This is a genomic window from Pseudoalteromonas sp. SG43-7 (genome assembly GCF_014164295.1).
Taxonomy (GTDB): Bacteria; Pseudomonadota; Gammaproteobacteria; order Enterobacterales; family Alteromonadaceae; genus Pseudoalteromonas; species Pseudoalteromonas rhizosphaerae.
The window spans coordinates 31,925-53,559 of the sequence record NZ_JACJEY010000012.1; the positions used below are offsets into that span (position 1 = coordinate 31,925).

Genomic DNA, 21,635 nt, shown 5'->3' on the forward strand with positions numbered 1-21,635 from the left:
TTCGCTTTGCGTTTTGCAATAGCATTTAAAGGAGCCGTCACATGGGTAAATTGAGCTCTACCTTGTGGCTTATATTGTTTGTTCTACCGCAGCAAGTATTGGCTAATAGCCAGTTTAATATGCGTAAGGGCGTAACAGATATAAGTAATGATGTTTATCAGCTGCACATGACAATATTTATTATATGTTGTGTGATTGGGGTCATCGTGTTCGCCGTGATGTTTTGGGCACTGATCCACCACCGTAAATCTAAAGGGGCAAAACCAGCCCAATTTCATGAAAGTACTAAAGTTGAAATCCTTTGGACGGCAATCCCATTTGTGATTTTAATTGCCATGGCTGTTCCCGCCACTAAAACCTTAATTTCGATGGAAGACGCCAGTAAGGCTGATCTCACCATTAAAATTACTGGTTCTCAATGGAAGTGGCATTATGAGTATATGGGAGAAGATGTTTCTTTTTACTCTATTTTAGCTACCCCGCAAGAACAAATTACCAACCAAGCAGATAAATCAAGCACCTATTTACTAGAGGTTGATAAACCTTTGGTGTTGCCAATTAATCAAAAAGTACGATTTTTAATGACCTCAGACGACGTTATTCATTCTTGGTGGGTGCCTGATTTTGCAGTGAAAAAAGATGCTAACCCTGGGTTTATCAATGAAACTTGGACCAGAATTAATGAAGAGGGCATTTATCGAGGGCAATGTGCAGAACTATGCGGAAAGGATCATGGCTTTATGCCTGTGGTGGTTGAAGCTAAATCTGAGCAAGCATTTGCAAACTGGCTGAGCGAAGCTAAGCAGGCAAAAGCAAACGCTGCAATTGCTGATGCTGCATTATTAGATCAAACATTACCAAAAGAAGAATTAATGACACTCGGCGAGCAAGTCTATATGGCCAGTTGCGCTGCGTGTCACCAACCAACAGGTATGGGCTTACCGGGGGTTTTCCCGGCGCTCAAAGGCAGTCCGGTAGTATTAGGAGATATTAAAGATCATATTGATGTAGTGCTTCATGGTCGCCCAGGTACCGCTATGCAAGCATTTGACAAGCAGTTATCAATCAAGCAGCTAGCAGCTGTGATCACCTATAAGCGTAATGCATGGGGCAATGACACTGGGGATGTAATTCAACCGAGTCAGATACAAGCCGCGATTGATGCAACTTCGGAGGCTAAATAATGAGTAGCGTAACAGAGCAACAACATGATCAAGCTGCACACCATGATGGACATCATCATCCTGCGAAAGGTTTTAAACGCTGGCTTTATACTACTAACCATAAAGATATCGGTAGCTTATATTTAATTTTTTCGTTGACGATGTTTTTAATTGGTGGCGCCATGGCGATGGTGATCCGCGCAGAGTTATTTCAACCTGGCTTACAGTTAGTAGAGCCTCACTTTTTCAATCAAATGACCACAGTACATGGCTTGATCATGGTATTTGGTGCTGTTATGCCGGCCTTTACAGGATTGGCTAACTGGATGGTACCACTCATGATTGGCGCACCAGATATGGCATTACCACGGATGAATAATTGGAGCTTTTGGATTTTACCTTTTGCTTTTATTATTTTACTGGCATCCCTGTTTATGCCAGGTGGTGGCCCGGCATTTGGCTGGACTTTTTATGCACCACTGTCAACAACTTACAGTAACGATAATACCGCATTATTTGTTTTTGCTATTCACATCATGGGTATTAGCTCAATTATGGGCGCAATCAATGTGATTGTAACTATCGTTAATTTACGTGCGCCAGGTATGACTTGGATGAAGCTGCCGCTGTTTGTGTGGACATGGCTTATCACCGCTTTTTTATTGATTGCTGTGATGCCGGTATTGGCCGGTGCTGTGACTATGGTATTGACTGATAAGTATTTTGCAACCAGCTTTTTTGATGCTGCTGGGGGCGGTGATCCGGTGATGTTCCAGCACATATTTTGGTTTTTTGGTCACCCTGAAGTGTACATTATGATTCTGCCAGCCTTTGGCATTATCTCGACTATAGTGCCGACCTTTTCACGTAAAAAATTATTTGGTTATGCCTCTATGGTATATGCCACATCTTCGATTGCTTTACTGAGCTTTATAGTTTGGGCGCATCATATGTTTACCACAGGTATGCCTGTTGCTGGCGAATTATTTTTTATGTATGCCACTATGCTGATATCGGTGCCAACTGGGGTCAAAGTATTTAACTGGGTAGCCACCATGTGGCGTGGTTCGATTAGTTTTGAAGTGCCTATGTTATTTAGTATTGCGTTTATTGTGTTATTCACTTTAGGTGGTTTCTCTGGGTTGATGCTGGCGATTACTCCTGCTGATTTTCAATACCATGATACTTATTTTGTGGTGGCGCATTTTCATTATGTGTTAGTGACTGGGGCGATATTTTCAATTATGGCCGGGGCGTATTATTGGCTGCCAAAATGGACGGGAAATATGTTCAATATCACCTTGGCTAAATGGCATTTTTGGTTGTCGTTAGTGAGCGTGAATGTATTGTTTTTCCCTATGCACTTTGTTGGTTTGGCCGGTATGCCGCGCCGGATTCCTGACTACGCACTGCAATTTGCAGACTTTAACGCGATTATTAGTATTGGTGGCTTTGCTTTTGGTTTATCACAATTGTTATTTGTGGTTGTAGTATTTAAGTGTGCACGAGGCGGCGATAAAGTGCCCGCCAAAGTGTGGGATGGTGCTGAGGGTTTGGAATGGGAGGTGGCGTCTCCTGCGCCTTATCATACTTTTGAAACGCCACCGGAGATTAAGTAATGAGTCATGCACCACTGCTTAAGCGCTTAGTTTTAATATGTCTTGGCATGTTCGCTTTTGCGTTTGCTTTGGTGCCGTTGTACGACGTTTTTTGTGATGTAACAGGCCTTAATGGTAAGCCTTCGTTAGAGCAAGCAAAGCAAAGTACGAGTGTTAATGAGGCACGAGAAATCGACGTAAGCTTCACAACTCATGCGCAAAGTGGAGCGCCATTTGAGGTGCAATCACATGAGTATAGTGTGGTAGTAAAGCCCGGAGCTATGCGCGAAGTGCTGTTTAGAGCAAAAAATACCAGTAATGAAGATAAAGTTATGCAAGCGGTACCGTCGGTGTCTCCAGGCAAAGCAGCTAAGTATTTGCATAAAATGGCTTGCTTTTGTTTCGATCAACAACCTTTGAAAGCAGGTGAAGAAGTGGAATTTAAACTGCTTTTTTATGTTGATACGCAATTACCTGAAGATGTTGAAGAGTTAACTTTGTCTTATACCGTGTTTGATATTAGCGGGCAGATAGTGGCTAGTAATTAGGTTGCCAAGCTAATAGCTAATTAGGAGCAAACAAAATGGATAAAAATTACGAAAAATATTATGTTCCCGCGCAAAGTCCCTGGCCAATAGTTGGCGCATTTGCGATGTTTTTTATTGCTGTTGGTGCAGGTCTTACCGTAATGCAAGCAAGCAGCGGCGGTGGTGCTGGTCATTATGTGCTTTACGCAGGAATTGGTGTGTTGCTGTTTATGCTATTTCGCTGGTTTAAAAATGTCATTGAAGAGTCTGATCAAGGCTTATACTCAGCGCAAATGGATCGCTCGTTTCGTCAAGGTATGAGCTGGTTTATTTTCTCTGAAGTAATGTTTTTTATGGCTTTTTTCGGTGCCCTTTTTTATGCCCGGATGATCTCTGTGCCTTGGCTTGGCGGCGCCGGAAATAATGCCATGACCAATGAGGTACTGTGGCCTACTTTTGAAGCAATCTGGCCATTAGTTACTACACCCGGTGGTAGTACGACACAGGCTATGGGTTGGCAGGGATTGCCGCTGATCAACACATTAATATTACTAACCTCGTCGGTTACCTTACATTTTGCTCATGTAGGCATGGAGAACAATAAGCGTGGGCCATTAAAAGTATTTATGGCACTGACAATCGTATTAGGGGTCTGTTTTTTAGGGCTGCAAGTCGTAGAGTATATGCATGCTTATCAGGATTTAGGACTGACCTTAGATGCTGGCGTATATGGCAATACTTTCTTTTTACTAACCGGCTTTCATGGCATGCATGTGACCTTAGGAACTATTTTATTATTAGTCATGCTGATCCGTATTTTAAAGGGCCACTTTAGCCCAGATAAACATTTTGCGTTTCAAGCCGCAGCTTGGTATTGGCATTTTGTTGATGTGGTGTGGTTGTGTTTATTTGTGTTTGTATATGTGCTGTAACTTTATCAATTGGTGATGAGTTACTGTGGATGAAACCTAGTTTAAGGGCTGCAATAACAATTACTAAGACGATAACAGAAAACAGCACACGACGGCCTAAATAGTGAGACATAGGCCGTCCATCTGTTTTACCCGATACCATAATAAATAAGGCACGGAACAAGTTAAAAAGTATAAATAGTAGCAACAGTACGATAATAATTTTAATAATCACTGGGTCACCTTTATGCAGTTAATTTTATGGCGTAAACAAAAGCTTAGCTCAATTATTACCATTTGCGTGGTAACCATTGTGGTATTGGTATGTTTACGCCTAGGGTATTGGCAATTACAGCGAGCTGAAAGTAAAACTGAGCAATTAACACAAATAGCAGCCCTGCAAAGTCAGGGAGTAATGAGCTGGCAGCAAATGCAGCAACTGCCTAGTGATTGGAATAAAACGGGCTTGCAGATAAGTATCTCTGGAGTGCTAGATACGCAGCAATATTGGTTGTTAGATAATCAAGTTTACCAAGGTCAGGTTGGCTACGATGTACTTACCTTGCTGCGTTTACAGCAAAGTAAGCAAACTCTGTTGGTGAATTTGGGTTGGGTTAAAGCACCACTTACTCGCCAGCAACTCCCTAGTATAAACCTACCATCGACTCCTTTGGCAATGACCGTGCAATTAAAGCAAGGAAAGCTCAGTGGCTTTACTTTGCAAGATGCACAACACAAGACGGATACAGCATGGCCCAAGCGCGTACAAATTATCGATTTAGCAATGTTTTCACAGCAAACAGGTCGCGACATGATTGACTTTATTGGTTATCGGCAAGGTATCGCGGATGAGATTGCTGCGCCGCATTACCAAGCTGTGGTGATGAGCCCCGAAAAACATCAAGCCTACGCAGTGCAATGGTTATTGATTGCGATTGCCTGCCTTGTTATTGCTGTATTTGCTTTTAAAAAGAAGGAATTACAATGAAAAACAATCCGTTATTAATATTTATTGGCTGTTGTTTAGTGCCTTTAATACTGGCGTATTTGGCGTTAAAGCTTGAGTGGATACCTAGTGCATCGAGTAATAAAGGGGAATTTTTAAAACAGGAAATAAAACTACAAGATTGGAAAAAAACGGAGCATAAACAATGGACTATTGCTTTAAATCACCCAGCACAATGCCAACAAGCTTGTGCACAGCAGTTACAAGCACTAGAGAACCTCTACATCGCTCTTGGTAAAAATCAAGGTAAAGTCGATGTAGCCATCCTTGGCCAGACACAGCAAAAAGAGCTGCCATGGCGTCAGTTACCTGAGGTTGATGTACTGCAACCAGCTAGTTTATATCTAATTGATCATATGGGCTTAGTGGTCTTGCAGTATCCTTACCATAGTGAGCCACAGCAAAACCGTTTGACTCAAAAAGGACTGTTAAAAGATTTAAAAAAATTACTTAACTATTCGCGTTCTAGCTAATTTAAGGAGTGCCAATTATGTATAAAAACTATAAACATTTGGTATTAGCCACTTTTATGTTATCGATCTTAGTTGTTGGCTTAGGGGCTTATACGCGCTTGAGTGATGCCGGATTGGGTTGTCCGGATTGGCCCGGTTGCTATGGCTTTTTGACGGTACCCAAGCATGAGGCTGATTTAGCCCATGTAGAGCAAACCTACCCAGATATGATGTTCGAAACCGCTAAAGCGTGGAAAGAAATGATCCATCGCTATTTTGCCGGCACGTTAGGTTTACTTATTTTAGCGTTATTTATATTGGCTTTATTAAAACGTCAATATCCAACCACGCCAATTAAATTACCCTTACTATTACTAATACTGGTGGTGTTTCAAGCGGCTTTAGGGATGTGGACCGTCACCATGAATTTACAGCCGCTGATTGTATTGGGGCACTTATTAGGTGGATTTAGTATTTTATCATTGGTTACATTATTGTATTTACGGCTAACGGCAAAACCAATTTTTGGCGGCGACGCCCCAGCTCGGCGTTACTTTAAACTTAGTCTAGTCGCATTAGTGGTGTTGGTATTGCAAATAGCGCTAGGCGGTTGGCTTGCTGCTAATTATGCGGCGCCGCACTGCAATGGCTTGCCATTGTGTAGTTACGGACAGCCGTTTTCATTGAGTAGTGTATTTCAGTTGCCATTAGAGCAAAGTACTTATGAATATGGTGTACTTTCACAGCAGGCTAGAATGTCGATCCATTTATTACATCGAATGTGGGCGTTAGTTACCTGTGTAGTATTAGCGCTGATCATGTGGCGCATTTATAGCCGTGCTGTGTCGAGAAAAATAAAGCATTGTACAGTCTCCGTATTGGTCGCGTTGCTGTGTCAAATTTGTTTGGGCTTGGCGGTTGTGCACTGGCATTTCCCGCTCGGCGTTGCGCTGGCACATAATTTAATGGCTGCCATACTATTGTTAACAGTCGTTCGTTTATGTTTTTACTTAAAAGCACGTACATAGGGGCAGTTATGACACCATTAATAGCAATAACAAAGTTAGCACCTAGCCAAATTAGCGGCTTAATAAATGATTATTTAGCGATCAGTAAATTTAAAGTAGTCGCGATGTTGGTATTAACAGCATGGGTTGGTTTAGCGCTGGCACCCGATGTTGGTCGTGGTATTGGCGTACAGTTTATTAGTTTACTGGGGATTGGCTTGTTATCCGCAGCAGCTGCGGTGATCAATCATGTGGTTGATAGCGAAATAGATAGCAAAATGGCACGTACACGCCATCGGCCAGTGGCGAAGGGGCGGTTATCTAAACTGCATGCTTTAAGTTTTGCTACTGTTATTGGGGTGAGTGGTTTCATTATGTTGATGATCTGGGCTAATACTTTAACCGCTGTATTAACCTTATTTGCGTTAGTTGGTTATGCGTTTATTTATACCTCCTTTTTAAAGCGTGCAACGCCACAAAATATTGTTATAGGAGGGCTGGCCGGTGCCATGCCGCCGTTGTTAGGGTGGGTATCAGAAACCGGGCATATGGCAGCGGCTCCTTGGTTATTGGTGATGATCATATTTACTTGGACTCCGCCGCATTTTTGGGCGCTGGCAATTGCTCGCAAAAGTGATTACGAACGCGCTAAGATCCCCATGTTGCCAGTCACTCATGGTATTGATTTTTGTAAAACCTGTGTAGTTGCATACTCTATTTTATTGGCCTTGGTATGTGTATTGCCTTATTTAATTGGTATGTCGGGGCTCATTTATTTAATTGCTGCGACACTACTTAATGGGATTTTCATCTATAAAGCGGTAAAACTAAAAATAGCGGGGAATGACGATACAGCAATGGATTTATTCCGTTTTTCAATTATTCATTTAATGATACTCTTTGTCGCCTTATTTATAGATAAATGGTTCGTTATATGAATAGCTTAGCAGTTAAGCGTGGGGCGAGAGTGTGGTTGGCGTTAAGTTTATTGCTGTTAACAGCTTGTAGTGACAGCGCTACGCCTGACGTTGAAGCTTTGGTATATGAACAAGCCAAACCTTTGAGTGATTTTACTTTACAAGATCAAAATGCTCAGCCAGTAACTAAGCAAACATTGCAAGGTCAATGGAATTTAGTGTTTTTAGGTTATACCAGTTGCCCAGATATTTGCCCTCTGACATTAGCTAAACTCAATGGCGTTTATAAAGCGTTGAAAGATGAATACCCATTGCAAATTTGGTTTTTAGCGGTCGATCCAAAACGCGATACAGTCGCTAAACGCAAAGCCTACATTGATTATTTTAATCCTGATTTTTTAGCGGTCTCAGGGGAACATAAAGATCTATTTCCACTAGTTAGAGAGTTAGGTTTGATTTACGCAATTAGTAATAGTGATGAGCAAGAATATGCCGTTGACCATAGTGCTTCAATTGCGATGGTTGATCCTCAAGGGGCGGTAAGGGCCATATTTAAACCTGAATTTAAACAGGGCAGTGTGCCATTAATTAATGCTAAATTATTAATAACTGAGTTTAAACAGATTGCGGATCATTATTAATAGAATAAGTATATTTTAATTATTTTCGAGGAGCGTTTAGCTCCTTTTTTGTTTTTCTTTTATCCCCTGTAAATAATTTCACTCTTTTTTCAACGCATTTATGGCATTTTTACTAACTCAGTCTAAGCTTTTGTTATGAATTGGTTAAACATGGAAAGTGCGAACAATATGATGAAGCTTCCCGCTGAACTAGCAATCACCCAAGTTGAAAACTTACACCAAGATTTATTACAAGAATTACACCGCAATGATGATGTTTGTTTAGACATTAGTGAAGTTGTGCGCGTAGATACTGCCTCTATTCAATTATTGTGTGCTCTGCAAAAGCACTTGCTATGCGTACATCACAAAATTATTTGGGTTGGGCAAAGTGAGCCTTTAAAAAATGCCATTAGTCGCTTAGGCCTAAGTGAATATCTGATACTTGAAAATGTAGATTAAGGGGTTCATATGAAAAGAATTTTAGCCGTGGATGATTCGGCATCAATGCGTCAAATGGTGAGTTTTACACTGAAAAAGGCGGGTTTTGATGTCACTGAGGCAAAGGACGGAAGTGAAGCACTTAGCATCGCAAAACAACAAGGTTTTGATGCTGTGATTTCCGATGTCAACATGCCAGTGATGGATGGTATTACTTTGATCAGGGAGTTACGCACCTTACCAAACTATAAATTTACGCCATTGCTAATGCTAACAACAGAATCAGGAATGGACAAAAAAGTAGAAGGGAAAGCTGCTGGTGCAACAGGCTGGATAGTTAAACCTTTTAATCCTGAACAGTTATTAGCGGTTTTAAAAAAAGTAATTCGCTAATCTAGGGGACGGGGTATGAGTATAGATTTAAGTCAATTTTTTGAAGTCTTCTTTGAGGAAAGTTTTGAAGGCTTAGATGCGATGGAAGCTGAGTTATTAAACTTAGTACCTGGCGAAGAAGATTTAGAAACAATCAATACCATTTTTCGTGCTGCGCATTCTATCAAAGGCGGCAGTGGTACATTTGGTTTTAACTCTGTGTCTGACTTTACTCATGTGCTAGAAACCCTATTAGATCAAATTCGTGAGGGGAAACGAGAGCTTACCGCAGAGCATGTTAACCTATTACTTAAATCTGTTGATTGCTTGCGGGAGTTACTTCGTGGCTTACAAGCAGAGCAAGAACCTAATTTAGAAGAAGCAATTGCACTGAGAATTAAGTTTGAACAGATTTTAGGAGTAAACCAAGCCGAACAAAATAAACTGGAAGTCACTGCTAGCCCCGCTCAACTTGCGCTAAACACCTATCAGATTGATTTTAAACCACATCATCATTTATTTAAAACAGGCAATGAGCCACTTTATATGATCAGTGAGTTGGCTGAATTGGGCGATTTAGAGACTCAAGCTTTCAATAATGAGATCCCTGACATTGCTGATTTAAGTCCCGACGATTGTTTTTTATCTTGGCGATTCTTTTTAAACACAGCAAAAGATGAGAGTGCGATTCGAGAAATATTTGAGTGGGTTGAAGATGATGCTGATATTACCATCGCGTTGTGTGGCGGCTTATTTGCTGATGATGATGCGCAAATTACAACACCTGATGTAATTGAGGAAAACTCTAATTCAACTTCAGCCCCAGCAGTTGTCAATGTTGCTGCGGTTAAGCCAATAAAAAAAGGTACTGCGGTCAAAGCAAGCACTCCAGCTGCAGAATCTACTTCAATCAGAGTAGGCATAGATAAAGTTGACTCATTGATCAATATGGTTGGAGAGCTGGTTATCACTCAAGCGATGTTGAGCCAAATTGGTCAACAAGAGATCACCGAAGCGACGATCGCCTCTTTGCAGGAAGGTTTAGCGCAATTGGCTCATAATACTCGTGATTTACAAGAAAATGTAATGCGTATCCGAATGCTGCCAATCAGCTTTGTATTTAGTCGTTTTCCGCGTTTAGTACGAGATATTTCGCAAAAGCTAAATAAGCAAGTTGAACTAAAACTGTTAGGTGAACAGACCGAGCTTGATAAAACTGTAATGGAAAAAATATCAGATCCTATGGTGCACTTAGTACGAAATTCGCTGGATCATGGGCTAGAAACGGTTGAACAGCGTCTTGCTGCAGGTAAAGACCCAGTCGGTACAGTCACACTTAATGCATTTCACCAAGGTGGCAATATTGTTATAGAGATCATGGATGACGGACAAGGCCTTAATACTGTAAAGATTAAACAAAAAGCGGTTGCTAATGGGCTAGTAAGTGAAGCTGATGAGTTGGATGATGATGAAATTAATGAGCTCATTTTTATGCCCGGTTTTTCAACCGCAGATGAGGTAAGTGACATATCCGGACGTGGGGTAGGTATGGATGTGGTCAGGCGTAATATCCAATCACTCAATGGCTCGGTTGAAGTGTCATCTGCTGCAGGTGTTGGGTCTACCTTTACTATTCGCTTGCCACTTACGCTGGCTATTTTAGATGGTCAGTTAGTGAGGGTTGCAAAGCACACCTATATTATTCCATTAATATCTATTGTTGAATCATTACAAATTGATATCAATAAAGTCAGTCGAGTGGGTAAAGACTTAGACGTACTTAGACTGCGTGATGAATACATTCCTATCTTGCGTTTATACAGTATTTTCAATCATCAAGGTGCGATAGAAACGCTTGATAAAACCTTGTTAGTGGTAGTTGAAAGCGATAATCAAAAAATTGGTTTGTTAGTTGATGATTTATTGTCACAGCAACAAGTAGTGATTAAAAGTTTAGAAGCTAATTACCAAAAAGTAGATGGCGTGTCAGGTGCCACTATATTAGGGGATGGTCGGGTTTCGTTGATTGTCGATATCAGCGGCTTAATTAAATTATCAGGATTAAGAAAACCCGGTAGCCAAGAATTGATTATTGAATCGCAAGCTAACTTGGAGGCTTCATGATCTCTGCGCACAGCGAATTAAATAACAAAATAATGCTTGAACAGGGCCAAGGAGTTAAGCAGTTTTTAACCTTTATTATGGCTGATGAAGAATACGGTGTTGATATTTTAACTGTTCAAGAAATTCGTAGTTGGGAGGAGATCACCGAGATCCCGAATGCCCCAGATTATGTAAAAGGGGTGATTAATCTACGTGGCACCATAGTACCTATTTTAGATCTTAGATTACGGTTTGGCTTAGCGACGATTGACTATGGACCGTTAACAGTGGTGATCGTAGTGAAAGTAATTTTTGAGCAAAATAGCAAGATTATGGGAATGGTAGTCGATGCCGTATCTGATGTTTACAGTATTGTAGAGCAAGATGCGAAGACGGTGCCTAACTTTAGCGGCTCAGAGAATGCTGAATTTATCGCAGGGTTAGTGAATGTCGGTGAGAAGATGGTCGCGTTATTGGACCTGCAAAAAACAATGGATATTTAGCCAAATACTAAATATAGCAAATGGTGATCAACAAGAAGGTGATGGGCATGGGGTGGTTTAGTAATTCTAAAAAATCAAATAATGATTTAATCGTTACGGCATTAAATAAGTCACTTGCGGTGATTGAGTTTGAGCCTAGCGGCATAATTATTACGGCGAATAATAACTTTTTAGATGTAATGGGTTACCCCTTAGAAGAAATTCAGGGCCAGCATCATTCAATATTTGTATCTAAAAAAGAAGCTCAGAGCAGTGAATATAAAAGCTTTTGGCAAAGCTTGAAAGGCGGAGAGTTTATTGCTGATGAGTTTAAGCGGATCAGTAAAAGTGGCAAAGAAGTGTGGATCCAAGCAACTTATAACCCCGTTAAGGATGAGCATGGAAATGTTATAAAAGTTGTGAAATTTGCCAGTGATATTTCGGCGCAAAAGATGGTCGCTGTTGAAGCTGCGGGGCAAATTGCTGCTATTAGTAAATCTCAAGCGGTGATTGAGTTTGATTTAGATGGCAGCGTGTTGACCGCGAATGACAACTTTTTGCAGACATTTGGTTATCAGTTAGAGGAAATAGTCGGACGGCATCATCGTATATTTATTGAGCCTGAGGTTGCTAAAAGTGAGCAATACCAACTGTTTTGGCAAAAATTAGGCCGTGGTGAATTTGACTCCGGTGAGTATTTACGTATTGCTAAAGATGGCAGTGAAGTATGGATCCAAGCATCTTATAATCCAATATTTGATCTCAGTGGCAAACCTTATAAGGTGGTTAAATATGCGACAGACATCACAGCTCAAAAAGAATTAGAAAAAGAATCAAAAAGGGATGCTGATCTATCGAGCGCATTAACGATCTGCCAGGCGAGTGTGATGATGGCAGACAATGATTTACAGATAGTGTTTGCTAATAATCAACTAAAACAAATGCTCCAAGCCAGACAAGGTGAGCTGCAGAGTGTACTAGGTGATTTTTCCGTCAATAGTATAGTGGGCTCAAGTATTACGGCATTTTTTGAAAATACAGCACAGCAGGCTCAGTTGTATACAAACTTGACCGACTCTGTTGAATCAAAACTAGAAATTGCATCGTTAATTTTTAATATTATTGCGACCCCTTGGTTTAATAAAGAAGGTAAACGATTAGGAACTATAATTGAGTGGCAAGATTTAACCGAAAGTATTAAAAAAGCGACTGCTGAAAAACGTGCTGCTGAAGAAAATCTTAGGGTGCGTCAAGCCCTGGATCGAGTTGCAACAAATACCATGATTGCAAATACTAAAAACGATATTATTTATATGAATGAAGCAGTGCAAAATATGATGCGCAACGCTGAGCAAGATTTACGTCGCGATTTACCTAATTTTGATAGTAGCCAGTTATTAGGGCAAAACATTGATGTATTTCATAAAAATCCAGCGCATCAACGCAATCTGTTAAGCAAGCTAACCGATACTTACAGTGCAGAGATACTGGTTGGCGGGCGCACTTTTGGTTTAGTTGCTAACCCTATTTTTAACTCAGAAAATGAACGAATCGGCACTGTGGTGGAGTGGGAAGATCGAACAGCCGAAGTCGCAATAGAAAAAGAAATTGCTGACTTAGTCAGCTCTGCACGCAAAGGTAATCTAGACGCTCGTGTTACAGAGCAAGGTAAGGGCGGTTTCTTTTTACGTTTAGCTAAAGGTCTAAATGGTTTAATTGGTATTGTTGATGATGCTGTCACCGGTACTGCTAATATGCTTGATGCGATGGCCAATGGTGATTTATCAAAACGGATAGAGCAAGAGTATCAGGGGTCGTTTGAAAAACTCAAGCGTGATGCCAATACCACGGCTGATAAATTAACGGAAGTCATTAATCGTATTAATACCTCGGCAACCTTAGTGGCAAGTGGGGCAGAGGAAATATCTCAAGGCAACGCTGATCTAAGCCAGCGTACAGAAGAGCAGGCCTCATCGCTTGAAGAAACAGCATCTAGCATGGAGGAAATGACCAGTACAGTACGTCAAAATGCTGATAATGCAAAAGTGGTTAATGAATTAGCAGAAGAAACGCGCGACAAAGCGCAGCAAGGGGGCGAAGTTGTTAATCGCGCGGTGATCAGCATGTCGGCAATTAATGAGTCGAGTAAAAAAATTGCCGATATTATTAGCGTGATTGACGAGATTGCCTTTCAAACTAATTTATTAGCTCTTAATGCCGCTGTTGAAGCTGCTAGAGCTGGTGAACAAGGGCGTGGCTTTGCTGTCGTTGCCGGCGAAGTGCGTAATCTAGCGCAGCGTTCCGCGGGGGCTGCAAAAGAAATTAAAGAGTTGATCAGAGATAGCGTTGGTAAAGTTGAAGATGGCACTTTATTAGTTAATGAATCAGGAGCCACTTTAAAAGAAATTGTTATTGCAGTACAAAAAGTAACTGAAATGATATCTGATATTGCAGCAGCATCCGAAGAGCAAAGTTCAGGTATTGAGCAAGTCAACAAAGCTATTTCGCAAATGGATGAAATGACCCAGCAAAATGCGGCCTTAGTTGAGCAAGCATCCGCGGCCAGCGAGTCAATGTCAGAGCAAGCGAATGATATGACCCGGTTACTGAACTTTTTTACTATAAGTCAGCAAGACGCTGTAATTAATACTGCATCAGTAACTCCTACTACCGCGCCACCACGTAGTAATAATATCCGTAGTAAAGCGCGAGGTAATAACTTTGCTAATTCAGCTGATGAATGGGAGGAATTTTAACGTTTTTTGCAATCGGATTACTAGTTAAGCCTCTGTACTTTGAAAAATCCAGAGTCTTAACTTTTAGCAATTTTGTTAATATTCAATCGCAGCTCAGTCACGCCTATTGCGAGTAATTGTAATGAAAGAGTTTTTACTAACCGACCATGATTTCAAGCAAATAGCTGCAATAGTTTATGACGCGTGTGGCATTGTATTAGGTGATCATAAACGAGAAATGGTCTATTCACGTCTTGCTCGTCGGCTCAGAACATTGCAGCTGACAAATTTTAAACAGTATTTAGCTTATTTAGAGGCACATAAAGAGCAAGAATTTAGTGATTTTATCAATGCAATAACAACTAATCTGACTTCTTTTTTTCGTGAATCACATCATTTTGATTATTTGCAATCCCATGTAATACCAAAGTTATTAGTGACAAATAAAAGTACTCGGCGAGTTCGGATATGGTCTGCAGGTTGTTCAACTGGGGAAGAACCCTATTCTTTAGCTATGACCTTACATGGGTTATTTCCAGCCGATTGGGATGTGAAAATTTTAGCCACTGATTTGGATTCAAACGTATTAGCTAAAGCACAATCAGGTACCTACACTGCGGCTAATGTGAATGGACTTGAACAACATCAATTACAGCGCTGGTTTTTAAAAACTAAAGATGGTGAGTTATTCAAAGTTAAACCTGAATTACAGCAAAAAATTCATTTTAAGCGGTTGAATTTATTACAAGACTGGCCAATGAAAGGGCCTTTTGATGTGATCTTTTGTCGTAATGTGGTGATTTATTTTGATAAAGAAACAAAAGATCAGCTATTCCACCGTTATTGTCATATTTTAGCTGATCATGGATACCTATTATTAGGTCATTCTGAAACCATGGGAAAGGAGCATAGTGAGTTTAAAAACTTAGGTAAAACTATGTATCAGAAGGTGATTTATGGATAGTCATTTTAAGCCAGTATTACATGGCTTTGAGCATATTAAGCGGTTTTGGGACTCAGGTCAGCGGCAAGTTATTGCTAAAGTATTGCCCGGTGAATTTTACGTGTCAAAAAACGATGAGATGATTTCCACTGTGCTAGGTTCATGTATTGCAGCTTGCATTTATGATGACAAGCTTGGTGTGGGTGGCATGAATCACTTTATGTTACCGATTGAAAAAGGCGCAGAGCCAACTAGTGCGCATAACTTAAATTGTCGTTATGGTAACTGGGCGATGGAGTTTTTAATTAATGAAGTACTTAAAAATGGCGCCTCTAGGCAAAATCTAAAAATAAAACTGTTTGGCGGCGGTAAAATTATTCGCTCGATGACAGATATTGGCCTTGGTAATATTCGCTTTGCTTATTCTTATGTGCAAGAAGAAGGGCTAGAATTAGTGTCTCATGATGTGGGGGGGCCTTGGCCGCGTAAGGTCAATTTTAACCCTCAAACAGGCAAAGCACAGGTTAAAAAATTGCGCGACATGCACACTGATGTGATTGAAAAACGCGAAGTCCGTTATTTACACGATATTGAAGAACAAGATTCTAAAACCGATATTGAGTTATTTTAAGGGGTAAAAAATGGTCAAGGTGTTAGTGATTGATGACTCGCCATTGATTCGACGAGTATTGACGGAGGTACTACACCAGGCTGATGATATTCAGGTCGTAGGGTGTGCAGAAGACCCTTATCAAGCACGAGAAATGATTAAACAGCTTAATCCCGATGTGCTGACTTTAGATATTGAAATGCCGAAAATGGATGGCATTAGTTTTTTGAAAAACCTAATGCGTCTACGGCCTATGCCTGTGGTAATGATATCAACGCTCACCCAAAAAGGTTCACCGATGACTTTGGAGGCGCTGGAATTAGGGGCAGTTGATTTTATAGCTAAGCCGACAGTCAATGTATCTGAGCAATTAAGCCAGTATGCTAAATTAGTGCAACAAAAGGTCCGTACGGCAGCGGCTGCACGAGTACGGCCTTTTAAATTAAGCCAAGTACAACCTATCGAAACGTTAAGTAATGCACAGTTTAGTATCAATAAGGTTTTGGCGATTGGAGCTTCAACAGGAGGAACAGAGGCGATTAAAGAGGTGCTAATAAGAATGCCAGAAAACTGCCCTCCGATCGTTATCACGCAGCATATTCCACCTGTGTTTAGTAGTTCATTTGCTTTGCGCATGGATAGGACATGTACTATCAATGTCAAAGAGGCGCAGAAAGGCGATAAGTTAAAAGCTGGCTGGGCGTTTATCGCCCCGGGTGGTCAACACTTAAGCGTTATACAGCAAGGAGGCAGCTTATATTGTCAGCTTGATGAGAGCGAGCCGGTTAACCGTCATCGTCCTGCGGTTGATGTATTGTTTAACTCGCTGGTTAAAGTGTGCCCTAAAAATACCATCGCAGCTTTATTAACGGGTATGGGGAGCGATGGTGCGCAAGGTTTACTGGCGCTAAAACAGCATGGTGCTTATACCGTAGCGCAAGATGAACTATCGTCAGTGGTATGGGGCATGCCTAAAGCCGCTGTAGAGATCGGAGCAGCTTTAGCGGTGGTCTCGCTTGATAAAGTGACGCAGCATCTACTAAACCAAGCAATGAAAAAGTAGTCACCTTATAAACTTGAGCTGATTATCCCGGGCTCAGGTTGATAATTATCAAGGGATTATATTTTTACTGCACAATTACCCACGGTTGTGAAAACCAATAATAGCTATTCTTATGAGCAATTGATGGCGCTGTGCAGTTAAATCGTGATCGCCCTTGAGCTAAATTTTTCGGTGAATTTATGGTCACAGTATCAGCTGCTGACCAGTCTAGTTTTGCCTGACCGATGCCCGATACATAACAAGCTAGCTGACTTTTATGAAAGTCTCCCATATTAAATTTAATGCTGATCTGAGGTGGATTTTGGCTGGTCACGCTATCAATATAAGTAAGCTCTTGGATTGAAAATGCGCGAGAGTTTAGTTTGGTCACTAGCGTATCAAGCTTGCTATAAAACCCAGAAGCCGGAAAGCGTGGTAAACGGCTAAAATCAGAGTCTTTGTTGATGGCACCAGAGTGTTGGCCAATACCAATAAAGCCCAACTCTTTCACTAAACTTTGTAATTGGTTATTAAACTCGCCATATGGATATGCTAAGTATTTATAGTCATGGCCAATTTCTTCTTTGATCCGTTGTTGTGATGACAAAATATCTTGCTTAATACGCGCCTGCCATTGTTGGGGTGTTTCATCGGCTAATTTACGATGTAGGTAATCATGTTGTGCGCTGTGATTGCTGATCAGAGCACCTTTTTTGGCAAGTTCTCTGAGTTTATTCCAGCCCATTACATAGCCTTTACCTTCATCAATCAATTTTGGATTAACGAAAATCGTATAGGGGTAAGCAAACTTTTCTAATATCGGCGCTGCTTGTTCATAATTATTGTTGTAACCATCATCAAAGGTAATAGCGACGGTTTTATCTGGTAAACTTTGGCCTTGTTGTAAAGCAGATAGTAATTCATTCAGTGGCACTACGTTAAAGTCATGCTGTTTTAGATAGTTTAAATGCTCAGTGAAGGTTTCTGCACTGACACTGGTGACTGCTGGCAGGGTCTCACTGACATGGTGATACTGTAAAATAACTGCGCTGTGAGCAGGTAAAGATAGACAAAATAGGATCGATAGCAGACTGTGAAAAAATTTCTTAATCGTCATAAAGCACACCATAAAAGCTTGCTGTTGTTAGCTGGTCCAATGATATTATCAAATATAACCGTGCCACTGTTAGGAATAGTTGATACTGCAGTAATAGGGCATCTTGGTAGTGCTCATTTTCTTGCCGGAATTGCCTTGGGCGCCACGGTAATTTCATTGCTATTTTGGTTGGCGGGCTTTTTACGCATGAGTACCACAGGGCTGGTTGCGCAAGCTTATGGCAAGAAAGATTATCCTCAATTAGCCGGATTATTAAAGCGCAGTTTAGTATTAGCGCTTATCGTGGCATTTTCTTTAATTGCTTTATCGCCACTTATTAAAAATGCCATAGCTTACCTTTCTGGTTCCAGTGCGCAGGTGCTCGCACAAGCTTATAGTTATTTTGAAATTCGTATTTTTAGTGCACCAGCGGCATTATGTAACTTGGTATTATTAGCTTGGATGTTAGGGATTCATTACGGTAAAGGGCCTTTTTATTTATTACTAGTTACTAATATCACCAACATTGTTTTAGATATTTATTTTGTTGTGTACTTAGATTGGCAAGTCGCCGGAGCTGCTTGGGCATCGTTGATTGCCGATTATACCGCGCTATTATTTGCGTTATTCTTGGTTTTTAGGTTGGCGAAAAAAATGACTGTGCCGCTATTTTTAGGTGGGTGGTTTAGCCGAGATAAAATGTGGGCGTTATTAAGTCTTAACCGTGATATTTTTATTCGCTCCTTAATTTTACAACTGTGTTTTAGCTTTATGACCTTCTATGGTGCACGCATTGGCGAGGTAACGCTTGCGGTAAATGCTGTATTACTGAACTTTTTAATGCTAGTGAGCTTTGCTCTTGATGGTATTGCCTATGCAAGTGAAGCAAAAGTTGGCCAAGCAAAAGGTCAACATAGCGTACGACGTATAAACTTATGGGTAAAAATAAGCGTATTTTGGGGAGTGCTATTTGCTTTTTGTTATAGCGTGTTTTTTGCATTGTTTGGTTCGCAAATTATTACCTTATTAACAGATATTCCTGAAGTGATCAAAGCCGCCTATGAATACTTACCATGGTTGATTTTTATGCCATTAGCGGCAATGAGTTGCTTTTTGTTTGATGGTATTTTTGTTGGCCTAACCAGAGCTCAAGATATGCGAAATACTATGCTAATTTCAGCATTAGTTGGGTTCTTTGGCGTGTTTTGGGTGTTTAATGCTTGGCAAAATCATGCGCTTTGGTTAGCAATGACCTGCTTTATGCTACTGCGTGGTGTTACATTGATCGTACGCTATAAGCAGTTGCAGACAGCGCAGCAGTTACTGAATTAATAGAAATAGCAATAAATCTAAGTTCGCTTAAAACTTTGCATTTATTGTGCTAAAACGGCGTCGTTAAGCAATGTTTATTTTAACTTCGATTCGCATCTTGGGATGGCTTAGATATATGACTGAACTTTATCATTGGTTTGATTTAATTGGCATCGCCGTATTTGCCATGTCAGGCACTTTAATTGCCTATGATAAAAAAATGGATGGCTTTGGAGTCGTGGTACTGGCGACGGTCACCGCGATAGGTGGTGGCACAATTCGAGATTTGATTTTAGATGTTCCGGTATTTTGGTTACATGACCAAAGTTATTTTATCGCGATATTTGCGTCTGTCTTTGTTACCACGCGATTGATCAATAAGCAAAAATCAATTCCTTTATATCATTTACAAGTTGCAGATGCGTTTGGTTTAGCGTTCTTTGCTGTAATGGGGGCGCAAAAAGCATTGCTCGCGGGGATGCCAGCTACAACCGCAATTATTATGGGGGTGATCACCGGTTGCTTTGGCGGGGTAACGCGAGATGTGTTGGCAGGCAATATTCCTATGCTATTAAAAGGTGAGCTATATGCAATTACTTGTATTGCTGGTGGTATTGTTTATACCCAAGCAATTGTATTGAACATTGAGACAGAGATGGCGATGGTGTTAGCTATGTTAACCACCTTGCTGTTACGCCTTGCAGCAATGAAATGGCAACTAACACTACATATTTTTAAATATCCTGACTAGACTGTAAAGAACAGAACGTTACAGGGACAAAGGATGTCATTAGCTCGAATTTATTCTCGTGCCCAAGTGGGCATTCAAGCACCTGAAGTGATCGTTGAGGTGCATCTAGGTAATGGTTTACCAGCATTTCATATTGTAGGTTTGCCCGAAGCCTCAGTAAAAGAAGCCAAAGATCGCGTACGCAGCGCATTAGAAAACTCTAAATTTGGTTTTCCAGACCAACGCATTACAGTCAATTTAGCACCTGCTGATTTACCCAAAGAGGGGGGGCGTTTTGATTTAGCGATTGCGGTTGGTATTCTCATCGCTTCAGAGCAAATTGTTTGCACTGATATTGAACGCTATGAATTTTATGGTGAGCTGGCACTGAATGGCGAAGTGCGTGGCGTGAATGCAATACTCCCATCAGTTTTAGCAGCTAAAGCACAAGGGCGTTGTTGTTTTTTACCTTTAGTAAATGACAGTTTAGCGAGTTTAGTAAATGGCGTTGAGCGCAAAGCGGTCTCTTCTATCCAAGAAGTATGGAGTGATTTACTCAATCAGCAGCCTTTACCTCTTAATATTAGCTACCCAGAACAGCAACATAGCGGTGTTGAATTCTTAATTGATTTAAGTGATGTAAAAGGCCAGCCGGGCGCGAAAAGGGTGTTAGAAATCGCTGCGGCGGGTGGCCATAATTTACTTTTTTTGGGGCCACCTGGTACGGGGAAGTCAATGCTCGCGCAACGTATGCCGACTATTATGCCGGGCATGTCTGATGATGAGGCACTTTCCACCGCAGCGTTGTATTCAATTATTGGCCAAAGTGTCGATCTAACTAACTGGCGCAAGCGACCATTTCGTAATCCTCATCACACATGCTCCGCTGTGGCGCTAGTCGGAGGCTCTTCAAACCCAAAACCAGGGGAGATTTCACTGGCACATAATGGCGTATTATTTCTTGACGAACTACCTGAGTTTGAACGTAAGGTGCTTGACTCATTACGCGAGCCAATGGAGACAGGCACTGTAACGATTTCAAGAGCGGCAAGGCAAATGGAGTTTCCTGCACAGTTTCAATTAAATGCGGCTCTCAATCCAAGTCCTACGGGTTGCCATAATGATAAGCGCGCGACTCCGGATCAAGTTATGCGTTATTTATCGCGAGTGTCAGGACCATTTATTGACCGTATTGATTTACAAATAGAGCTACCACGTTTAAACAGTGCGCAATTGCAAAGCACTCAAGAAGAACAAAGTAGTGCGACTGTGCGCACGCGGGTGGAGGCGGCATATAATCTGCAATTGCGTCGCCAAGGTAAAGTCAATGCGCGACTTAATAATAAAGAAATGAGTGTGTATTGCGCGCTTGCAGCGCCAGAGTTACAGTTTTTAGCTAAAGCCAGTGAAAAGCTATCATTATCGCCACGCTCTTATCATCGAGTGATCAAAGTAGCGCGAACTATTAGTGATCTAAAAGGGCAAGATAATATTAGTTTAGATGAACTAAAAGAGGCACTCAATTATCGTGCATTTGAACGTTTGTTATCACAATTAACCCAGTATTAG

At 41.0% G+C, this 21,635-nt stretch carries 22 protein-coding genes; 20 read left to right on the plus strand and 2 right to left on the minus strand.

From position 1 onward, the window contains the following. Positions 1 to 41: 41 nt before the first annotated feature. From coxB to H5200_RS07455, 4 genes are read left to right on the plus strand one after another with little or no spacing between them, the layout of a single operon-like run. The gene (gene coxB, locus H5200_RS07440; protein WP_182718542.1) at positions 42 to 1,184 is read left to right on the plus strand and encodes a cytochrome c oxidase subunit II; all 1,143 of its coding nucleotides are present in this window, start codon (positions 42 to 44) and stop codon (positions 1,182 to 1,184) included. Next, on the plus strand, positions 1,184 to 2,782 hold the full coding sequence (ctaD, locus tag H5200_RS07445) for a cytochrome c oxidase subunit I (RefSeq protein ID WP_145237784.1): 1,599 nt from the start codon (positions 1,184 to 1,186) through the stop codon (positions 2,780 to 2,782). Before coxB ends, ctaD begins: the two co-directional genes overlap by 1 nt. Then, entirely contained in the window at positions 2,782 to 3,309 is a 528-nt protein-coding gene (locus H5200_RS07450) for a cytochrome c oxidase assembly protein (protein ID WP_149980422.1), read from the plus strand. The genes ctaD and H5200_RS07450 overlap by 1 nt, the downstream gene beginning before the upstream one ends. 35 nt (positions 3,310 to 3,344) lie before the next feature. Further along, a complete protein-coding gene (locus H5200_RS07455; protein ID WP_182718544.1) occupies positions 3,345 to 4,220 on the plus strand; it encodes a cytochrome c oxidase subunit 3 in 876 nt (291 codons plus the stop codon). Here the strand turns inward: H5200_RS07455 and H5200_RS24345 are convergent. Continuing rightward, on the minus strand, positions 4,120 to 4,434 hold the full coding sequence (locus tag H5200_RS24345) for a DUF2909 domain-containing protein (protein ID WP_149980424.1): 315 nt from the start codon (positions 4,432 to 4,434) through the stop codon (positions 4,120 to 4,122). The genes H5200_RS07455 and H5200_RS24345 overlap by 101 nt on opposite strands. A 12-nt stretch (positions 4,435 to 4,446) precedes the next feature. On the opposite strand from H5200_RS24345, the gene H5200_RS07465 reads away from it, so the two are divergent. The 13 genes from H5200_RS07465 (at position 4,447) to H5200_RS07525 (ending at position 16,950) form a co-directional block, all read left to right on the plus strand. Beyond that, positions 4,447 to 5,187: an SURF1 family protein gene (locus H5200_RS07465; RefSeq protein ID WP_182761247.1), complete on the plus strand. Its 741-nt coding sequence runs from the start codon at positions 4,447 to 4,449 to the stop codon at positions 5,185 to 5,187. Next, entirely contained in the window at positions 5,184 to 5,678 is a 495-nt protein-coding gene (locus tag H5200_RS07470) for a transmembrane cytochrome oxidase associated protein (protein WP_182718545.1), read from the plus strand. The genes H5200_RS07465 and H5200_RS07470 overlap by 4 nt, the downstream gene beginning before the upstream one ends. Positions 5,679 to 5,695: 17 nt before the next feature. Next, positions 5,696 to 6,685, plus strand: coding sequence for a heme A synthase (locus H5200_RS07475; RefSeq protein WP_145237805.1), 990 nt, complete (start codon positions 5,696 to 5,698; stop codon positions 6,683 to 6,685). A gap of 8 nt (positions 6,686 to 6,693) precedes the next feature. Continuing rightward, entirely contained in the window at positions 6,694 to 7,602 is a 909-nt protein-coding gene (cyoE, locus tag H5200_RS07480) for a heme o synthase (protein ID WP_182761248.1), read from the plus strand. Continuing rightward, complete coding sequence (locus H5200_RS07485; protein ID WP_182761249.1) at positions 7,599 to 8,222, plus strand: SCO family protein; 624 nt, start codon at positions 7,599 to 7,601, stop codon at positions 8,220 to 8,222. The genes cyoE and H5200_RS07485 overlap by 4 nt, the downstream gene beginning before the upstream one ends. 168 nt (positions 8,223 to 8,390) lie before the next feature. Continuing rightward, a complete protein-coding gene (locus tag H5200_RS07490) occupies positions 8,391 to 8,663 on the plus strand; it encodes a lipid asymmetry maintenance protein MlaB (RefSeq protein WP_149980677.1) in 273 nt (90 codons plus the stop codon). 9 nt (positions 8,664 to 8,672) lie between these two features. Further along, complete coding sequence (locus tag H5200_RS07495) at positions 8,673 to 9,035, plus strand: response regulator (protein WP_145237813.1); 363 nt, start codon at positions 8,673 to 8,675, stop codon at positions 9,033 to 9,035. A gap of 15 nt (positions 9,036 to 9,050) precedes the next feature. Next, a complete protein-coding gene (locus H5200_RS07500; RefSeq protein ID WP_182739923.1) occupies positions 9,051 to 11,138 on the plus strand; it encodes a chemotaxis protein CheA in 2,088 nt (695 codons plus the stop codon). After that, positions 11,135 to 11,620, plus strand: coding sequence for a chemotaxis protein CheW (locus tag H5200_RS07505; protein WP_149980428.1), 486 nt, complete (start codon positions 11,135 to 11,137; stop codon positions 11,618 to 11,620). Before H5200_RS07500 ends, H5200_RS07505 begins: the two co-directional genes overlap by 4 nt. A gap of 47 nt (positions 11,621 to 11,667) precedes the next feature. After that, positions 11,668 to 14,355 carry a methyl-accepting chemotaxis protein gene (locus tag H5200_RS07510; protein WP_182761250.1) on the plus strand — a complete coding sequence of 896 codons (2,688 nt, stop codon included), beginning with the start codon at positions 11,668 to 11,670 and terminating at the stop codon, positions 14,353 to 14,355. 121 nt (positions 14,356 to 14,476) lie between these two features. Further along, positions 14,477 to 15,298, plus strand: a complete 822-nt coding sequence (locus H5200_RS07515; protein ID WP_182718551.1) for a protein-glutamate O-methyltransferase CheR — start codon at positions 14,477 to 14,479, stop codon at positions 15,296 to 15,298. Beyond that, positions 15,291 to 15,908 carry a chemoreceptor glutamine deamidase CheD gene (gene cheD, locus H5200_RS07520; RefSeq protein ID WP_182718552.1) on the plus strand — a complete coding sequence of 206 codons (618 nt, stop codon included), beginning with the start codon at positions 15,291 to 15,293 and terminating at the stop codon, positions 15,906 to 15,908. Before H5200_RS07515 ends, cheD begins: the two co-directional genes overlap by 8 nt. 10 nt (positions 15,909 to 15,918) lie before the next feature. After that, complete coding sequence (locus tag H5200_RS07525; RefSeq protein ID WP_182761251.1) at positions 15,919 to 16,950, plus strand: chemotaxis response regulator protein-glutamate methylesterase; 1,032 nt, start codon at positions 15,919 to 15,921, stop codon at positions 16,948 to 16,950. A gap of 64 nt (positions 16,951 to 17,014) precedes the next feature. On the opposite strand, the gene H5200_RS07530 is transcribed toward H5200_RS07525, so the two are convergent. Next, positions 17,015 to 18,046, minus strand: coding sequence for a polysaccharide deacetylase family protein (locus H5200_RS07530; RefSeq protein ID WP_182739921.1), 1,032 nt, complete (start codon positions 18,044 to 18,046; stop codon positions 17,015 to 17,017). On the opposite strand from H5200_RS07530, the gene dinF reads away from it, so the two are divergent. The 3 genes from dinF (at position 18,023) to H5200_RS07545 (ending at position 21,635) form a co-directional block, all read left to right on the plus strand. Then, positions 18,023 to 19,357, plus strand: coding sequence for an MATE family efflux transporter DinF (gene dinF / locus H5200_RS07535; RefSeq protein ID WP_149980434.1), 1,335 nt, complete (start codon positions 18,023 to 18,025; stop codon positions 19,355 to 19,357). The two genes, H5200_RS07530 and dinF, sit on opposite strands and share 24 nt — an antisense overlap. Before the next feature lie 115 nt (positions 19,358 to 19,472). Beyond that, complete coding sequence (locus H5200_RS07540) at positions 19,473 to 20,087, plus strand: trimeric intracellular cation channel family protein (RefSeq protein ID WP_182761252.1); 615 nt, start codon at positions 19,473 to 19,475, stop codon at positions 20,085 to 20,087. A gap of 33 nt (positions 20,088 to 20,120) precedes the next feature. Then, entirely contained in the window at positions 20,121 to 21,635 is a 1,515-nt protein-coding gene (locus H5200_RS07545) for a YifB family Mg chelatase-like AAA ATPase (RefSeq protein ID WP_182761253.1), read from the plus strand.

What these genes read in the sequence shown, in the direction of transcription:
- H5200_RS07515 (WP_182718551.1), top strand. Translation starts at nt 14,477, where the DNA reads ATGAAAGAGTTTTTACTAACCGACCATGATTTCAAGCAAATAGCTGCA.
- H5200_RS07525 (WP_182761251.1), top strand. Translation starts at nt 15,919, where the DNA reads ATGGTCAAGGTGTTAGTGATTGATGACTCGCCATTGATTCGACGAGTA.
- H5200_RS07510 (WP_182761250.1), top strand. Translation starts at nt 11,668, where the DNA reads ATGGGGTGGTTTAGTAATTCTAAAAAATCAAATAATGATTTAATCGTT.
- H5200_RS07495 (WP_145237813.1), top strand. Translation starts at nt 8,673, where the DNA reads ATGAAAAGAATTTTAGCCGTGGATGATTCGGCATCAATGCGTCAAATG.
- H5200_RS07450 (WP_149980422.1), top strand. Translation starts at nt 2,782, where the DNA reads ATGAGTCATGCACCACTGCTTAAGCGCTTAGTTTTAATATGTCTTGGC.
- H5200_RS07530 (WP_182739921.1), bottom strand. Translation starts at nt 18,046, where the DNA reads ATGACGATTAAGAAATTTTTTCACAGTCTGCTATCGATCCTATTTTGT.
- H5200_RS07485 (WP_182761249.1), top strand. Translation starts at nt 7,599, where the DNA reads ATGAATAGCTTAGCAGTTAAGCGTGGGGCGAGAGTGTGGTTGGCGTTA.
- H5200_RS07490 (WP_149980677.1), top strand. Translation starts at nt 8,391, where the DNA reads ATGATGAAGCTTCCCGCTGAACTAGCAATCACCCAAGTTGAAAACTTA.
- H5200_RS07455 (WP_182718544.1), top strand. Translation starts at nt 3,345, where the DNA reads ATGGATAAAAATTACGAAAAATATTATGTTCCCGCGCAAAGTCCCTGG.
- coxB (WP_182718542.1), top strand. Translation starts at nt 42, where the DNA reads ATGGGTAAATTGAGCTCTACCTTGTGGCTTATATTGTTTGTTCTACCG.
- H5200_RS07475 (WP_145237805.1), top strand. Translation starts at nt 5,696, where the DNA reads ATGTATAAAAACTATAAACATTTGGTATTAGCCACTTTTATGTTATCG.
- H5200_RS07470 (WP_182718545.1), top strand. Translation starts at nt 5,184, where the DNA reads ATGAAAAACAATCCGTTATTAATATTTATTGGCTGTTGTTTAGTGCCT.
- H5200_RS07500 (WP_182739923.1), top strand. Translation starts at nt 9,051, where the DNA reads ATGAGTATAGATTTAAGTCAATTTTTTGAAGTCTTCTTTGAGGAAAGT.
- cyoE (WP_182761248.1), top strand. Translation starts at nt 6,694, where the DNA reads ATGACACCATTAATAGCAATAACAAAGTTAGCACCTAGCCAAATTAGC.
- cheD (WP_182718552.1), top strand. Translation starts at nt 15,291, where the DNA reads ATGGATAGTCATTTTAAGCCAGTATTACATGGCTTTGAGCATATTAAG.
- H5200_RS07465 (WP_182761247.1), top strand. Translation starts at nt 4,447, where the DNA reads ATGCAGTTAATTTTATGGCGTAAACAAAAGCTTAGCTCAATTATTACC.
- ctaD (WP_145237784.1), top strand. Translation starts at nt 1,184, where the DNA reads ATGAGTAGCGTAACAGAGCAACAACATGATCAAGCTGCACACCATGAT.
- H5200_RS07540 (WP_182761252.1), top strand. Translation starts at nt 19,473, where the DNA reads ATGACTGAACTTTATCATTGGTTTGATTTAATTGGCATCGCCGTATTT.
- H5200_RS07505 (WP_149980428.1), top strand. Translation starts at nt 11,135, where the DNA reads ATGATCTCTGCGCACAGCGAATTAAATAACAAAATAATGCTTGAACAG.
- H5200_RS07545 (WP_182761253.1), top strand. Translation starts at nt 20,121, where the DNA reads ATGTCATTAGCTCGAATTTATTCTCGTGCCCAAGTGGGCATTCAAGCA.